The sequence below is a fragment of the Mesorhizobium metallidurans STM 2683 genome (assembly GCF_000350085.1).
Classification (GTDB): domain Bacteria; phylum Pseudomonadota; class Alphaproteobacteria; order Rhizobiales; family Rhizobiaceae; genus Mesorhizobium; species Mesorhizobium metallidurans.
In genome coordinates, this window is record NZ_CAUM01000191.1 from 1 (window position 1) to 15,549 (window position 15,549).

Below are 15,549 nucleotides of genomic sequence, written 5' to 3' on the forward strand. Positions count from 1 at the left end.
GACGAGCTGAACATTGCCGATCGAATAATGGCCGTAGCTGTCAATCCGATCCGCAGAAACGAGCATATCGCTATCGCAATCATCCTGCCCATGCAGATGCATCATAAGGCCGGTGATGGCGCATTTTCCCTTCTGCTCCTCGTAGAGACTGGCAAGATGAGCCTTCATCTCGGCTGCGGAACAATGGAGTTCCTTGTTCTTCAAGGTCTTGAAGACCTTCTGGCCATTCGAATTCGCAACCGCGCCCGTGATCGAGAGCATGAGGTTTGCGAGAGTGAGCTCATGCAGCGACACGCTCGATCCGAGGGTCTTCCCTTTGTGCACGCCGAGGCGTTCTTCCCACTCTGCGCGCGAATGCCACGGAGTGAGGTCATCTCCGTCGATGAGCGCCTGTACATAGGCTTTCATATCCGCATTGGCGACGCTGAACATCGCTGCCATTGAGGAGATATAGTCCTTCGCGACGGGATGGATCGTCTTCCATGACAACGGCTTCATTTTCTTGTCGTGGCGGGACCACTTGGTGACAGGCTTCGCGAGCATAACGCTGTCGGGAGTGGAGTGATCAAAAACCGGATCGGCACTCGTCGTCTCGGCCCAATAGAGGCTATCGCTGTTCTTGTCTCTGTGGAGCCAGAGATCGCCTTCGCTGCGCGTCAGGTCGTTACCTCGATTGAACCAGAGCGTCGCCCGACCTTTGACGTCGGCCTCTGAGTCGTCTTTGGCGGCGTCAGCTTTCGTAATCTCAAGATAGCTATCGTAGTCTTCTGCGCGCCATGGATCAAAATAGGTCTTGCCAAATTCGAGGGCTACGAGGCTCTCGCTGAGGCACCGAGACCAAAGGCTGTTTTCGTTCCCCGTCATGATGACATAGATTTTGCCTGCCAAATCGCTCCCCCAAATGTACCAGTCTTCATGCCTTTTACCGACGGCGTGCTGAGGCTCGGTTAAGCAGACCGATCAATCCAGACATCTCATGCTAATGTATCTGTTGCTCTTCAAGTCCGCCGTCGTTGGGATCTGTGACGGAACTCAGCCAGTCAGTGAGATCACGGCAGCCGGTATTTGAGCCTTGGCATTCGCCAGAAAAAACCGAGAGGAGGCCATCAGATCGCCGAAGCGGCGGCAAGCCCATATGCGTCGACCGTCGCTAGACGCTGATGGCATGCACAGTCCCTCCGATCAGGCCGCCATCGGCTGGGCTATCGGCCCGACACCGATCACCGCACCTGTGGTCATCAGCACGATCAGACCGCGCTCGGCTCCGGTCATGTCGAGATAGGCCCGAACCTGCGCGCGGTAGTGGTCGAGTGTCTGGGGATCGGGCGCCACATCGCTCTTCCAATCCACGATGACGACGGGACGGCCTTCAGACGTCAGAGTTAGGGCGTCCGCGATCCCGGCCGTTGCCGTTTCCGCCCCGTCGGCCGCATACGCGGCATAGACGGGAAACTCGGCCAGGAGATCCGGTCGTAAGACCACGATGGCGGGTAGTGCCAGGGTTCGGACAACACAGCCCGCCAGCTCTTCGGCCGACAGTCCTGTAACCGGATCGGCGACCGGGGTCCGGCCGAGGGCACTGATGAGTTCGGCGGCCCGTTCGGCAAGGGCGGCCTCGGCCTCATGGGTTTCGCCGGTCAGCACCTCTTCCATGAGCTTGTGTAGGATCAGTCCGCGTTCGCGGCCTCCCTGAACCAGAACAGCGGCTTCCAGTTCGGGTGGCTGGCCATCAGCCGATCCGGTCCAGATCCTGGCCTCTTCTTCCTGCAGCACGGCTCCCGCGGCGTTCTCATCGCGGCTGGGCGCAAGCCAGATCAGTCGCGCCTGCCGCGCGGCAATGGCTTCGGCTTCCGTGGCGAAGATCGCGCGAGTCTGGGTATTGGCCGCCCCGGTGCCAGCCGTCGCGACGTCGGCGGGCAGATGCGAGAGATCCAGGCCGGGGAGTTCGGCCAGCGACAGATCTACGAGACCGATCCACGCGGACTTCGACGGCGTTGTGTCGAGCCGGGGCAGGACGAGAAGTTCGCGGGCGCGCGTGGCGGCCACGTACCAGAGCCGTATGCGCTCCCGATCCAGCTCGTCTTTCTCAGTCTGCCGCACGGCTTCGTAACCGTCCGGCGCGACGCCCAAGACCGGGCAATAGAAGGTGTCCGTTTGGCGGTCGGTGATCGCGCTGTCGGGCGCCATGACGCCGGTCATGGTGTTGACCGGAATAACGATCGGCCATTCGAGCCCCTTGGCCGCGTGCATGGTGAAGAGCGCGACGGCTTCTTCCTGTGCGTCGGGCCGGCCCTCGACGGCGCGCGCCTCGTCGGCCCAAGCTGCCGTCATCGCCTCGGCGAAGGCGCGGAGGCCGCGCACAGCGTAGCCGATCGACAGGCTGAGATAGAGATCGACATTGGCCAGAGCGCGCTCGGCCTGACCACGGTGGCGCTCAAGCAGGAGAGGGCGTACGCGCATCACATCCACGGCCTGAGAGAGCAGCTCGTGCGGTGTCGTGCTGTTGCCGCGCCGGTAGAGGGATTGCAGTCTCTCGATGATCTTGCGTGCGAGCGGGTGCCCGATGGCAGCAGGATCGACGCCAAGGTCGAGGCGCGGAATCCGAGCAGGTTCTTCCTCGGAGCGCGGCAGCCCCCAAACGACGTCCAGCAGCTCTTCTTCCGTGAGGCCGACCAGGGGTCCGCGCAACAGGGCGCCCAGCGCGAGTGTGTCGCGACGATCGGCGAGGACGCGCGTCAGTGCGATCAGGTCCTGAACTTCCTGGCGGCGAAACAGTCCCTTGCCGGCCTGCGTCGCCACCGGAATGCCGCGGCGTTCCAAGGCTTCCTCATAGCGCCACAGATCCTTGCCAGTCGGCGCCAGCAAGGCGATGTCGCCCGGCTGGCAAGGGCGTTCCGCTCCACTGCGCCTGTCGATGATGGCGTAGCTGTCGATCAGCCGGGCGCACAGATCGGCGATGGCGTCGGCCTCCGCGTCACGCTGCTGCTCGGGGCTGGCCTTGCCGTTTTCGTCGGCGACCGCGATGTCGAGGGCCGCCACGCACAGGCCGTCACGATCGTCGTGGAACGGGTCCAGGGCGGAGAAGCCTGGCTGCCCTTCAGCCGAGAGCACGGCCTCGAAGCGCTCGTTGACGAAGGTGAGGATCGAGGCACAGGAGCGGAAATTGGTAGAGATCGACAGGAGGCTGTCGGGGTCCTGGGCGCGGAAGGCGTTGCGTGCCTGCACATAAGCACCAACATCGGCGCCCCGGAAGCGATAGATCGCCTGTTTGGGGTCGCCGACCAGGAAGAGCGCTCCCGGCCGGATTTGGAACCGCGTCCAGTCGCCATCGCGATCGCCCGGCTCGCCGCACAGCCGCCAGAAGATCTCGGTTTGCAGTGGATCGGTGTCCTGGAACTCATCGACGAGCACATGGGCGAAACGCTGGCCCAGTGCGCGGCGTACGGCGTCATGATCGCGCAGCAAATCGCGCGCGGCGAAAATCAGATCGTCAAAGTCGAGTTGGGCGCTTGCACGCTTGTGGTCGCGATAGCGCTGCAGGATCGGACGCGCTTCTTCGATCAGCGCCTTCAGAGCCTGACCTGCCGCAGCCTGGAGAAGCGAAACCCAGGCGTCGCAGCATCCGGTGTAATGGGCGTCGGCGGCGTCGTTCAGCCGGTCGCCGTCGGCCTTGGAGAGACCGGCCTGCTTTGCCGCGGCGAGCCATTTGCCCTTCTTGCGGTAGGAGGCGAAGGCACCAGCCTTGGTGCACAGGTCCGGATGTGGACGCGAGGTCAGGAGCCGGACGAGGCCCGTGGGCGTTGCGGGATCGGAACCGCTCGCCAAGGCGGTTGCCATCTCGGTCAGCCGCTCGACGATCACCACCGTTTCAGGCTCGGCCGCCACCGTGGCGCCCATGAAACCTGCGAAATCCGCCGCGGCCTGCCGGAATGCCTGCAGGCGGTCGTCAGGCGGCGAGACGGACGGTGCCATGAGCGTGCGGCGGCGGCGCAGATTCTCGGCAATCTTGTGGACGAGCGCCACGGTTTCACCGGGGCTGTGCAACACCATCTCGGCAAGAACGCCGCCCTGGCTGCCGGACAGCCTCTCGCGCAGCCAACCGTCGACAATTTCGAAGAAGGTGAGATCGGCCTGGTTGCGATCCATGACGCTGGCGCCGGGATCGATATCGGCCTCCGCCGGATAGGGCTTGATCAGGCGCTGGCAGAAGCCGTGGATGGTAGAACAGGTGATTTCGTCGATCGCAACGCTGGCGGCAGCGAGATTGTCGCGATCGACCTGGGTCAGCCCATCGGGCAGCGCCACGCGCAGTTCGGTCGCGATCTTGCCAGCCGAGAGATCGGCGACGAACTCACGGACACGCGACAGCAGCTCACTCGCGGCGAGTTCGGTGAAGGTGACGGCGGCGATGGAACGCGGCGAGACACCTTCGGCGAGCATGGCGGCGATGCGGCCGGCCATGACGGCTGTCTTGCCCGAACCCGCGCCGGCCTCGACCAGGATCGAACGATCATGAAGGCTGATCGCATCGCGGCGCGCGTCGTCATCCTTCAGCTTCTTGGACAACTTGCTCATTATTCCACCTCCCAGACCTGAGCGACTTCGCCAAGCCGTTCTGTCGCGGCGGCCATCTTGCGTTTGTAATAGGTGGCGCTGGCATTGGCCGGTAAGGCGAAGGCGAGGTCGTCATAGTCGCCGCCGGTGTCGGGGCCTTGCAGGGCCGCACCTCCAGCAAGACTGGTCCTTGCCGCGCTGAGATAGCCCGTAATCTCCGCGAGCACGGCCTCGGGATCGTCGAGCCGCAGATCGATGGGTTCGCGAGGGTAGAGCAGCGAGGCGCTGATGGCGACGCCGTCGCCGAGGAGCGCCTTTACGGCGAACGCATAGAGGCAGCGCTGAAGCTCGCGTCCACCGTTGAGCCGGATGTCGCCCCGCGGCGGGCGGCCGGTCTTGTAATCGCGAACAAGCGCGCGCTTACCGTCGCCCGAGATGTCGAGCCGGTCGATATAGCCGGCGATGTTGAAGCCGGTGTCGGGGATCGTGACGGGCGCGCTCGCATCCCACGGCGTCTTTGCGTCGGATTTTGGTGCCGAGCCGCCGAATGGGACTTCGCCATAGGCGCGCGCGCCGGGCAAGACATCGTCGCCATAGGACAGGGCGCGGCCAGCCATCACGCGGGCGTCCTCGAGGCTGCGGCCCCAGATGACGGCGGGAGGAAGCGGACGCTCGCTTTCCCAATCGGCTGCGACCGCTTGCGCGGCACGGGCCACCGCCGCTTCGACGGTCTCCGCGCCGGCGGATGCGAGTCCGTCTCCGGCTTCGAGGTCCCTCAGCGCACGGTCGAGAACCATGTGGACAAGATCACCGGTCCCGAGCGCGTCGAGCACGAGCGGTTCGGCCGTGCTGTGCGGTTCGCGCCATCCGAACGCATAGACCCACACGAAGCTGAGAGGATTGCGCAGCAGGCGGCGAAGCGAGCTGGCCGACTGGGTGCGACCAAGGATGGCGAGCACCAGCGGATGGTCCGCGCGCACGAGCCCGTCATGGGGGGTGATCTGCGACTGCCGCCAGTCGCGCCAGCAGCCTTGTGCGCCGACAGACTGCGGATCGGCGGCGAACTCCAGGGGCCGGGCCATGAGGCGGTCGGTCTCACTGAAGGCATGGACCGGCGTCGCGTTGCGGCGAAGGTAGGTTTCGTCTCCATGTCCAGCGAGCAGCGGGCTGCGTCCCAGCAGGCGCCCGTCGCTGTCGCGCCGGGCGCGAGACAGGACGACTTCAGCAGCCGTCGTTGCGAGGATCGTCTCGAAGTCGCGGCGGTCGGCGAGATTCACTGGAAGCGGATCGAGCACGGGGGTCGGGATGATGTGGTCCGGGATCAGCCGGTCCTCGGCAAGCCCTCGCGGCCATCGCGAAGAATTGAGCCCGAGGAGCCGAATGAAGCGGCGGGGCGATGCCGCGAGCGCACTGGCAGGCATCCAGGCGACAGAAACGCACGCTTCAAGTCCGTCGTCCCGCTTCAATGTCTGCAGTGTCACGTCGATCGAGGCGGCGGGGCCGGCGAGCAATGCCTTGCGCCATATTGCGAGCGCCCGGCCCTTGAGGAAGACGTCACCGATCTCGCTGGCGGCGTCCGGTCCTTTTGCCAACGTCTCGACCGCTGTGCGCAGCGCCGCGGCATGGTCCGTGCCGCCGGGCCAGTCTTCGGGCGTCAGCCGGGCCAGCAAGCGGTTCCAGGAGCCGGTCGTCGAGAGCGGGGCATCTGCCGGCAGGACGCGCAGCCAGCCTTCGGGCAGCACCTCGAAAGGGCCCGTGTCCCGGCACAGTGCCGCGAGGCGCCGTAGGCGCGACTGCGACAATCCGCGAACGACAATGTCGGCCAGAGCCGCAGCCGCCTGCCCCTCGCGGGTGGTCACGGTTCGGACGCCGTGGACGAAATGCAAGTCGATATTGGCGTCGGCGCGCAGGGCCAGGAAATGATCGTCATAGTCGGCGGGAGACGTGGTCGCGATGGCGATCTCGGATGGCGACACGCCAGAGGCGAGCAGGCGCCGCGCCCAGCGCATCGCTTCGATGGCCTCGTGATAAGCCGTCGCCGCGCTCACAGCACTGATCTCCGGCGTTTGCGCCGCCGCGAGCGAGACGGCAACGCCGGTGCCTTCCAGCCACGCGGGAACGCTCCTGGGGCCGGCCGTCCACTGCACCGGGATCTGCGCGGTGAGGGCTCGGAGCAACGGCCTCCAGCAGGGCGAGAGTTCGGTCAGGCCGATGATTTCCATCGGACCGATGATAGCCGGCGCATGGCCGACACGCCCGGTCGCCGCGGCGACGATGTCGACCGGGCGCATCATGCCGGCGGGAAGCTGGTCGAGGACCGCAGCTTCCAGGCGTGCGATGGCCTCCAGGCGCGGATGATCGACCGCTCGCGCAGCTAGGTCCATGCCCGCGCGCCACGCCTTGTGCAGGGTGCCCGCAGCTGCGTCGATCATGCCGGGCAGCGATTTGATGCTCTCCAGTTCGCCCATTGGCGTTGCCGGCAAGACGGCCTGGATCGCGGCGCTCAGGCTTTCATCATCAATCGGCCGGACGAAACCTCCGGCGAGCCGCACCGCCGTCTGCTCGAACGACATGACCTGCAGGCCATGTCGGCGGTCGCGCGCCGCCGCCAGGCGGCCTTCCCGCATGGCGAGGCGGCCGTGAACGACGAGGGTGGATCGGCCCGAGATGGCCATTGGGGGTCGCCTCCTCCTTTCGAGGTCAGTTCTCATTCGGGCGCCGGCCCTGGGCCGGCGCCGCCGCGCACGTGACTGTTGCGTTGCGATATTTTCTGACGGGCTATTTTGTGAGAAGTCTGTCAAACCCGTTCAATGAAAGCTATCTATAGCAGGCAAACATTAGAATTCCGGGCGAGATGCTTCTGATGGAATGTAATCCACAAGTTTATCGTTAGAATCGCCTGGATATCCGGTTCCAAAGGCGCTGCCAGAAGCCTGGTGCCACCTTGGGCGGAACGGGTTGAGCGGGAGGTTCGGCCATGGGCGACTGCCCGTAGAAACGAGCTTTGGCGGCGCGATCACGGCGACGCTCGGCGTCCACTTGCTCGTCGCTCCACGGGCCGGCTTCGACCACCTTGCCGCGGTCGATCACATAGTGTGACCGGCACGGCAACGTCCAGTTGCCGATCGACGGGTAAAGCGAAATGGTCTCACCGTCGAAGGTCATCTTCCAGTCCGTCGGCGTGAACGGCGTGACAACTTCCTCGCCGCAACCGCAGCAGCAGCTGTGGGCCGATGTCGCATATTCCATCGACACGTACAGCACGCCTGTCCCAAGGCGCTCGGGAATGTGGTCGACGAAACGATGCTCGAGTCGCTTGTGGCGTATCACGTGAGGTCCCCATTGATCAGCATGTTGCCGTCGGTGGTGTAAGTGCAGTGATGCTCGCGCTCGAGGTCTCGGTAGAAGCCGCGGATTTTCTTCCACTTCACCACGGCAAGGACAGCATTGAGGGCATTGAGATCCGCAACCTGAATGTTGGACGCATAGATGTCTTCCTCGCCCCCACCGGCGAATGAAATGCGCTGAGGCACATGATCCCGCTTCTGAGGCGTGCTGGCGGTCACCCGCAGGATGCCGCCCAGTGATCCTTCGTCGAGCTCAAGGCCCATGCCGACATCGATGAACGCAGCGCCGGTCGCCTCGAGCTTCTCGACGATCAGCCGCTTCGCATCGCTGGCATCGAGCGACAGGAACGCGAAGGTAACGCCGTCGAGAAGGTGCAGGTTATCCGGCCCGAGCGCCACGTCATGCGCCACGATATTGCGATGCATCCGGCTATAGATATCCTTCAGATATTCGACTTTCTTTGGCGCTTGTCGCAGTTCGTCCAGGCTCGGAGCGCCCGGTGCCCGAAACGCGTTGTGGGTCAAGAACTCGTCGCTGTCGAAGAGGCGGATCTCGCGAACCGGCGTCTTGGCGACGAAATCCAGGATGTAGCCGCCAGTGCCGCCGACGCCAATGATGGCAACCCGGTCGCTGGCCAGCCGCTCGGCCAAGGCGCCGATCCCGACACGGTCGGAGGCGGTCTCGACATAGTTGAAGACGCTGTCTTCCTCTGCTTCAGGCTCACGGATGGTGCGAGCCGTCATGCCGGGGTTCAGCACCGCGGCCGGACCGGCGATGATGTTGGCGTAGCTGGTCATTTTGTGGTGATAGTCGGCGTAGCCCTCGGCCGGTTTGCTTGAGAAGGCATGCGTCGCCTTCAGGCCATGTCCGAGATCGAAGGCGCCGGTTTGGTGCGCGATGGCCTGGATGGGCGACCCGTCGGCGTGACACGGGAAGTCGCCATCCCAGTGGGCAACATGGGTGTCGGGCTTGCGCGTCCGGTCCCCGGCCAGTGTGAGGCTGGAGATCAGGGTGCCAATGCGCAGCTGCCGCTGTGCATCGACATAGGGCACCTCGCGCATGACGAGATATCCACCGCGCTGCTGGATGAAGTAGCCTTCGTCCCTCAGCCGCTTGAGGTCTGGGTTAAGACTGAACAGTGCGTGTGACATTGAACACGGTCCCCTTTTTCTTGACATCGACAGAGCCGCCAGCCCCGAGCTCACCGGCGTGCGGCGTTGATGCCGCGTGGCGGTAGGTCATCGAGAACACGACGTTGGGCTCGTGCTGGCCCGGAAAGGCGAGATGGACGATCTGCTCGAACGTGACCGTGTCGTCGTTCACCGTGCGCGGCCGCGAATTGACGATGATCTCGAACGTTGGCGGTCGCTTCGGCGCGGTGATGAAGCGCTCGATGCCGGGTTCGGCCAGATCGATCAGCTCCCCATGTTCGATCTGGCGATCTTCGCCGCCGGGAACTTCGAGGAAAACGCCTTCGCCCTCGCCAGGTTTGGCCAGGCTATAGAGCACCGCGCCGCTGATAACGGGCTTGCCCCAGCGCAGCTCGTCGTCGTTCAAGGTCAGCTTGAAGTCGCGATCCGTCAGGAAGGCGACGAACCGCTCGGCGCCGTGCTCGCGCAGATCGAAGGGTTCGTTCAGCCGCACATCCTCGAAGTCGCCCGAGGGCAGGATAGCGAAGAGGCTGTAGCCGTCCTGAGGGTCCAGGGCGCCGGCCTCGAGCAGCTGACGGCCAAGCGGCACGGGATCGCTCACCTGACGGGACAGGAAGTTGAGATCGCCCTGGGCGAGGAGGAAGCGATATCCCCGCGCCGGACGCAGAGACCGACCTTCGCGCAGGGCGTCACCGACGTCGTCGTAGTCGAGAAGTTCTTCAGTGTTCATTGCGATTGGTCCTTAGGTTGGGGCCGGGGCGGGCCACGGCTCTAAGCGACTAATCGGATTGAGTTTCGCCGACCGGTAAGGTCAGGCGAACTTTTTTTGCAAGGGTCCGTCGGGTGTCGGTCCGCAGATGAAGAAAGCCGGGCAGTTCGGACAGGTGCGCGATGAGATTTCGGCCGGGAACCGTCCAGCGCGGATGTCGCCAAGAAACTTTGAAAGCTTGTCCGTGCGTCCCTTCAACTCGCGATCTGAAAGGGAAAGCTCGGATGCCTCGCCGTCGGAGAGATGGACGAGCTCGGCAACAGCGCCGGGATAGGCCTGATTGATCGCTAGGATCAGCGCCGCGGCGCCGACATCCTTGCTCTCGGCCGATCGCATGTGACCCGTGCGGACGCGGCGCACGGCGCGGATACCGTCAGGCCGCATCAGCACCTCGTCCGGCTCGACGAGGATCTCTTCGCCGCCGAGGTTGATACTGACCGCCACAGGCGCCTCAGCGATCGCTCCTGCGCGGCCCGACAGAAAGAAACGCAGCATCGCCAATGCGAGATCGCGGAATTCAGCGCGGTGGCCATGCTGCCCCAGTCCCTCACCGGCAAGCGCTGCATCGGTTCGATCAGTGAGTTCCTGCTCGGTCACAGGCAGGTCCGAAGCGATAACCGCCTTGACTACCGAGCGAACCGCCTCGTGCAAGTGCATAAAGGCCGTAGTGGTTCGGCGCCCACCGACGTGCAGGACATGGGTGTAGAAAAAGCGGCGCGGGCAGGATTCATACAGAGCGATTTGCGGAGCTCCGAACTGCAGCCGTCCCTCGACGATCAAATCGATGCCCTGCGCTTCCGCCGCCATAGGAAGCGGTCGCGCCGGCACGACCGAGCCGCGCGTCAGGGTGGCTCCGAGACGGTCGAGGAAGGGCGACAGCGCACGATTGTAGCCGTTGCTCTTCTCGGTCGGTGCATAAAGGATCAGGCGATCGCGGGCGCGCGATTGCGCCACATAGAACAGGCACTCCTGCTCCTCGGTCTGGCCCGCGCGGAACGCCTCCAGCGCGTTGCCTGCGGCCCCCGCGATCATGCCGTCGGGCGCCGGACAGGGCGGCGCCGGCGGTGTGCGCGGGATGGTGTCGCTGTTGAGCCCCGGAATATGGACACCGCCGAACTCCAGGCCCTTGGCACCGTGGATGGTCATCAGCCGCACGGCGTCGAGATGCTGGGCGGCTGCCGGAAGCTGACGCAGGTCGCGATCGTCGCCGAGACGGACAAGCCTGCGCACCCGGTCGAGCACACGCGTGATCGGCAGGCCGCGGCCGGCCGGCTGGACGCGCATGAAGTTGAGGAACTGCCAGATCGCGATGCCGCGCGTACGGTCGGCGAGCTCTGCGGATGCGCCAAGGCGCGCGACCATGCGGGTACGATCAAGCAATAGCATCGCGAGCACGGTCCAGGGCGAGGCTGTCTGGTCGAAGCCGTCGAGCGCAATCGCAAGCCTGGAGAGTGCCTGACGGCCGGCGTCGCTTACGCCGGGGATCGCATCCACCTGCTGGAGCCAGGCGCCCGGCGCGTGGTCGGCTGCCCGCAGGTGCTCAAAGATCGCCGCCACGTCAGAGAAGGAAGTTGTGAAGTCGGGCCAGCACGCGATACGCAGCAAGCCCATGGCGCGCCGATCGACGAGAATGGACAGCAAGGCCAGGAGATCCTTGACCTCGGCCCGCTCGAACAGGCTGCCCAGAAACAAGACGGGAACACCAAGCCGTTCTAGATCCTGCCCGATCGTCGACAGCTTCTCATTGCCGGTGCATAGGACCGCCTGGTCACGGTAGGCAAAGCCCTCACCGCGAAGCTGCTCGATCGCGTCTGCAAGAGCAACTTGCTGCTGATCGGCCCGCTGCACAGTCCGCAGTTCGGGCTTTTGACCTTTGCCGTCGCGATGCGCTTCAAGGCCGCTGTCCGCATCTCCGGCGCACATGGTGGTAGCGAAGCTGGAGAAGCTTTCGACAATTTCTGGCACCGAACGATAGTTGCGCTTCAATCGGCCGCGCTTGCCGTTAGCGAAGTCCTCTTTGCCGAACCGTGCCATGTTGAAGGAAGAGGCGCCGCGAAACCGGTAGATCGACTGCTTGGCGTCACCGACCATCCAGAGATTGCGGCCATCTGGGCGCAACGCATGCAGCAACCGCACGCTGCTGCGGTTCACGTCCTGATACTCATCCACCAGGACATGGTCATATTGCGCTTGTAGCGTTGCACAGATGGCGACGTCCTTCTCGAGCAGTTGCACCGGCAATGCGACAAGGTCGCCGAAGTCGATGCAATGTGCGTTGCGCTTGAGCTGTTCATAGGCAGCGTAGACGCGGGCTACCTCGCCGGCGCGTTCAGCGACGTCGCGCGTATCGGAGTCCCCGGCTTTCGCAAGCATTGCGCCGGCGAGTGCGGCGTAGGCTTCGGCGTCGACCACCTCATCTTTTGCCCGGGAAACGGCGGCCAACATGTCGGCGATGATCTGGGTCGGATCGTAGAGATTGCGGTAATGAGTAAGCCTCAGGCGCGGGAACTCGTCCTCGAGGAGCTCGGCCGCCTCGGTCCGATCCATCATCCGCGGATCTTTCGGCAGGCCGAGTTCTGCATGGAAACGACGGATGATATCGAGACCGAATGCGTGGAACGTGCCTATCCACATCGCGGCGGCAGCCTCGGGTCGCTTGCGGGCGATCCGCTCCGCCATCTCTCCCGCCGCCTTGTTGGAGAAGGTCAGAAGCAAGAGGCGCCGCGGATCGACATCCTCCTCCAGAAGGCCTTCGACGCGAGCGATCAACGTCTGCGTCTTGCCAGTGCCAGGACCCGCCTCAAGCAGATACGCCTCGCCGCGATGAGCCGCCGCCGAGGCTTGCAGCGAATTCAGCGGCCGCTCGATATGCGTCGCCGCCGTCACAGGTGGCACTGGCGGCAGCAGCAAGGCGTCGAACAGCTGTTGCGCGACCATCTCGAATGGCGCGCCGAGCTTCGCGGCAATGGCGGACGCGGAGAGCCCTTCGTCAATATGAAGTGTGCGGACCAGGGGGCGCGGTAGCAGCAGCTCGCGTGCAAACAGGTCCATCTGGACCTCACGGCGTTGCCTGCGGCCATAGTCGACAACCCGATCCATTCCAACCGGCGACGGCTCTGCGGCGCGGCTGGGATCAATCGCCGGTACTGGCTCGCCCTCAGGATCGTCGCCGAGTTCGGCATGACCAATCTCGTGGGCGACCAGGAAGGCTTGCTCGAACCGCGAGCCGACATTCTCGTGAAGGATCAGATCGTCGTCGGTGACGAAGGTCGCACGGCCGCCATTGAGGACGGCTGCCCCAGCGGCCGTCGGTTCGACATCAATCCCCCGTCGCCTGGCCTCGGCGACAGCAAAGTCATAGGGCGACCAGGGATCGGCGCCGGAAGCAACCAGGCGAGCATGAAGCTCGGCGGCGACTTGCCTGGCGAGCTCCACGCTGTCCATTTCAATCCGCCTCTGCCAACAACCGGGCGCGCTTCTCTGCCGGGACGCCTGCGTCGATCAGCACCTGCTCGAAAGTGACCTGCCCGCCGATCGCGGGCTTGCCGTCGGCCTTGTAGCTGCGCCCGGCGGCCAGCTGCGCGGGGCCCCAGGACAATTCCAACTGTGTGACCGAACTGCTCACCTCCTGGGCAAGCCTGCCGAGAAACCGTCGAGGGATACTGATGAAGGAGATCCGTCGCTCGCGCAGCGCGGTCACGACCTGCCGGGGCACGTCAAGACGCAGGGCGACGGCACGCCAATCGGCGACCGTAAGCGCCGCGAAGGGGTCCGTCATCGGCGCCGGCATGGCCGCCGCGTGCTGCGACCAGGCAGCGTCGAGGAGGGCCTGATCGGCAGCGGTCAGCGGCGCGTCATCGTCGTAGACTTCGCGGCTAAGCTCGCGCGACAGGTCAACGAGCTCTTGGGCATATTCCGGGTAAAGCCGCAAATAGCGCTCCAAGGTTGACCGGCCAGGCTCGCTCTCGACCGCGAACGCGTCGAGCACAGACTCGCGGGTTGGACGTTCTCCTGCGGGGCTCACCGCTCTTCTCCATCGGCCATGGCGGCCCGCAGGGCGGCGAAGGCTTTGTCGCGATAGGTTCGGACGGTCTTTTCCGAGCGGCCCAGGGCCTTGGCGATGGTCATGACGTCCGGCTCCTTTGAGTCGATGGGGAAGCCCTGTCTCAGCATATGAATGATCCTGCTTTGTTCTATGGGTAGAGCCGCAATCGCCGCATCTAGGCGCAACCGGTAAGCCGGATCGTCCAAATCCGACAAGGCGAACGGGTCGTGAACCCCGGCAGCCGCCTCGACTTCCGGTGACAGCTCACCGCTTTCTTCGTCGTATTCGAGTGGTCGGGAACGGTTCTCGTCGCGCCAGGCCTGTTCCTGGGCATCGCGCCGCAGGCTAGCCAGCGCGCCGTCGAAACGCACCTCGAAGTAGTCGACCTTGTCGACATAGGCGGCGCGATCCGCCGACAGCAGCTCGACGAAGCGGCCGAACACCTTGTCGCGCACGACCCCGCGCGTCAAAGATTCCGTCTTGCCATCAGGGCTTTCCGCCCTAGACAAACTACGCATTACCCTTTCAGTCAGGATCCGATAGAGCCGCTCAAACCACATCTCGTTGTTGTCTTGGCGGCTCGCGCGGATGAAATAGACGAGACATTCGCTGGGGACGTAGGCTGGGTCGGAGCGCTTCCTTATTGCAGCCCTGGCGATCAACTCGCCACGCGACAGGGCCGCCAGTTCGGCGATGAGCGCTTCTACCCTCTGGTCGCGCTTGTAGAGTTCGCCGCTGAGGCGTCGCTTTCGCAGCGGTGTTGCTGTCGCTTGGCGCGTGCGCAGCGCGTCTGCCCCTTGCCCTGCACCGGCAGCTCCCTCAAACTGGTTCATCGCGCCGCCTCGCTTTCCATATCGCGCCTCTTGTTCAGACGCGTCTCGAGCGAGCGGATGCTGTCGAGCACCGCCTCAAATCCCGGAGGATCGCCGAAGATCATCCCCTTCATGGCTCTGTAATCGATGCGCAACTGTTCGATCATGGCGTCATGCGGTGCAAGCGCGAACGAGCCAGGCACGGCGCTCGCGAGATCGAAGTCCGGTCGATCGAAGAACATCCGGGCATGCGCGACGCAGTCCGCGCCGAGCGCGCTGTTAGCGATGGCGGCGTCGCCCACCGGCGTCGCGGCGAGTTGGTGCAGATCATAGTAGTGTCGAGACACGCGCTGGCCGCCCCCACGCAGCTCTCCTCGCTTGTCGAACCAGCGTCGCAACCCATGGAGGATGACGATCTTATCCCAGAAGGTGCGCTCAGGGTCGACCGTTCGCACGGCCGGCACGGTCAGGTCGAGCGCCGGCAGATCATCATCGACATAGGGTTTGATCGGCACTTCGCTATTGGGGTCGAGCGCGGATTTCGCGCCAGACTCGATCTTGATCGCCGCTCGCACATAATCCGATCGCGGCGTCGCCGCTGGATACCAGATCAGCAGCGTCTGCCCATCGGCATCGTCGGCGTCCACCCGTCCCGCCCCGGTATCGAGGCCGGCGGCCTTGAGCCTTTCTTGCAGGATCAGAGTCAACTCAGCGCGCAGCGGGCCGTTGATGTAGGCTTGGCAGGCGTCCTTGATCGCATCGAGGCGCGCCTTGCGTTTCTTACCGCTCAGAGCGTCAAGCTCCTCGATGGTCGCCGGTTCGCCAATGTCGTCCCGAAACACCGTGACGTGTAGAGTAGGTGGCGAGCGC

The 15,549-nt window shown here is 64.4% G+C and carries 9 protein-coding genes and 1 pseudogene; all 10 read right to left on the reverse strand.

Going from position 1 to position 15,549, the window contains the following annotated elements; translation table 11 throughout:
- Positions 1–888, reverse strand: an 888-nt coding sequence (locus tag MESS2_RS30410; RefSeq protein WP_051069195.1) for a hypothetical protein, incomplete at its 3' end; no start/stop codon positions are given.
- Between the two features lie 294 nt (positions 889–1,182).
- Positions 1,183–4,575: a UvrD-helicase domain-containing protein gene (locus MESS2_RS29845; RefSeq protein ID WP_008878440.1), complete on the reverse strand. Its 3,393-nt coding sequence runs from the start codon at positions 4,573–4,575 to the stop codon at positions 1,183–1,185.
- Positions 4,575–7,229: a PD-(D/E)XK nuclease family protein gene (locus MESS2_RS29850; RefSeq protein WP_008878441.1), complete on the reverse strand. Its 2,655-nt coding sequence runs from the start codon at positions 7,227–7,229 to the stop codon at positions 4,575–4,577. The genes MESS2_RS29845 and MESS2_RS29850 overlap by 1 nt, the downstream gene beginning before the upstream one ends.
- Before the next feature lie 214 nt (positions 7,230–7,443).
- Entirely contained in the window at positions 7,444–7,884 is a 441-nt protein-coding gene (locus MESS2_RS29855; protein ID WP_008878443.1) for a ubiquitination-like system serine protease family protein, read from the reverse strand.
- Positions 7,881–9,053: a ThiF family adenylyltransferase gene (locus tag MESS2_RS29860; protein ID WP_008878444.1), complete on the reverse strand. Its 1,173-nt coding sequence runs from the start codon at positions 9,051–9,053 to the stop codon at positions 7,881–7,883. Before MESS2_RS29860 ends, MESS2_RS29855 begins: the two co-directional genes overlap by 4 nt.
- Complete coding sequence (locus MESS2_RS29865; protein ID WP_008878445.1) at positions 9,028–9,783, reverse strand: multiubiquitin domain-containing protein; 756 nt, start codon at positions 9,781–9,783, stop codon at positions 9,028–9,030. Before MESS2_RS29865 ends, MESS2_RS29860 begins: the two co-directional genes overlap by 26 nt.
- A gap of 81 nt (positions 9,784–9,864) precedes the next feature.
- Positions 9,865–13,266 carry a UvrD-helicase domain-containing protein gene (locus MESS2_RS29870; protein WP_008878446.1) on the reverse strand — a complete coding sequence of 1,134 codons (3,402 nt, stop codon included), beginning with the start codon at positions 13,264–13,266 and terminating at the stop codon, positions 9,865–9,867.
- Position 13,267: 1 nt separating this feature from the next.
- Positions 13,268–13,846 carry a hypothetical protein gene (locus tag MESS2_RS29875; RefSeq protein WP_008878447.1) on the reverse strand — a complete coding sequence of 193 codons (579 nt, stop codon included), beginning with the start codon at positions 13,844–13,846 and terminating at the stop codon, positions 13,268–13,270.
- Positions 13,843–14,700 carry a response regulator transcription factor gene (locus MESS2_RS29880; protein WP_008878448.1) on the reverse strand — a complete coding sequence of 286 codons (858 nt, stop codon included), beginning with the start codon at positions 14,698–14,700 and terminating at the stop codon, positions 13,843–13,845. The genes MESS2_RS29875 and MESS2_RS29880 overlap by 4 nt, the downstream gene beginning before the upstream one ends.
- Positions 14,697–15,533 (reverse strand): annotated as a pseudogene (locus tag MESS2_RS29885) (nucleotidyl transferase AbiEii/AbiGii toxin family protein); the annotation flags it as partial. The gene MESS2_RS29880 and the pseudogene MESS2_RS29885, both read right to left, overlap by 4 nt.
- Positions 15,534–15,549 lie beyond the last annotated feature (16 nt).